Annotated in this window: 2 protein-coding genes; both read right to left on the minus strand. The window is 62.1% G+C overall.

The features are described from left to right. Nucleotides 1-122: 122 nt before the first annotated feature. Complete coding sequence (locus CG51_RS18795) at nucleotides 123-521, minus strand: Hsp20/alpha crystallin family protein (RefSeq protein WP_035747649.1); 399 nt, start codon at nucleotides 519-521, stop codon at nucleotides 123-125. Nucleotides 522-534: 13 nt separating this feature from the next. Continuing rightward, on the minus strand, nucleotides 535-912 hold a 378-nt coding region (locus tag CG51_RS18800), incomplete at its 5' end, for an Hsp20/alpha crystallin family protein (protein WP_035747651.1).

The raw sequence follows: 912 nt of genomic DNA on the forward strand, positions 1-912 counted from the left end.
GTTCATTTCGCGCTGGAGTGTCGCGATCGGGTTGTCTTCGCTGCTCTTGGCATCTGGCGCGCCGTCCTTGCGCGCCCAGGGGATGAGGTCTTTGATCTGCATGATATGGTCTCCTTCGGTTTTCAGGCGCCCTTGACGACGATCCTTTTCGGCTGCGCTTCAGGGGCTCGGGGGAGCGTCAGGGTGAGGACGCCGCCACGCATCTCGGCTTCGATCCTGTCGGGGTCGAAATCCTCGGAAAGCGTGAAGGCCCTCTCGAAATCACCCTCGCCATATTCGGCATAGGCAAGTTTCAGGTTTTCTGGCCGCATCGGCTCAACCTTGCCGCGGATCGTCAGCACGCGGTTTTCTAGTGTGATTTCGACCGCATCGGCGGCGACCCCAGGCATTTCAAGCATCATGGAGACACCCTGATCTGTCTCGACGATATCGGTCAACGGGCGGTAGATGCGTCCGCCGCCGGTGGTCTCGGGCGAGTCGGTCGGCGTCTTTTCGGCGGCTTGCGTGATGTCGGTGCTCATCGTTCCAGCTCTCTCAGGCTGCCTTGATCTCGATTTTCTTCGGCTTTTCTTCCTCGGGCCGGGAGATGACGATCCGCAATACGCCGTTCGTCATCCTCGCCTCGACCTTGTCATCCGAGGCCGCGAACGGCAGGCGGATAGTGCGGGAAAACCTGCCGAAACCGCGTTCGTTGCGGTGCCAGCGCGCACCGTCGGGAACCTCGGGCGCCTTGCGTTCGCCCGAAAGCGTCAGGACGTTGTCCTTAACCGAAATCTCAATGTCGCCCGGTTCGATGCCGGGAAGTTCAGCGGTGACGGCAACGGCCTCGGAGCCTTGCCACACATTCACCGCCGGGAACGCCGCGCGGGACGGGGGCCAGAAGCCGCGGTCGAGATCGCGCATCATGGAGCG

Source organism: Haematobacter missouriensis (genome assembly GCF_000740775.1).
In the GTDB taxonomy this organism is placed as follows: domain Bacteria; phylum Pseudomonadota; class Alphaproteobacteria; order Rhodobacterales; family Rhodobacteraceae; genus Haematobacter; species Haematobacter missouriensis.

Excerpts from the sequence above, each read along its gene's own strand:
- CG51_RS18795 (WP_035747649.1), bottom strand. The coding sequence starts at position 521 with ATGAGCACCGACATCACGCAAGCCGCCGAAAAGACGCCGACCGACTCG.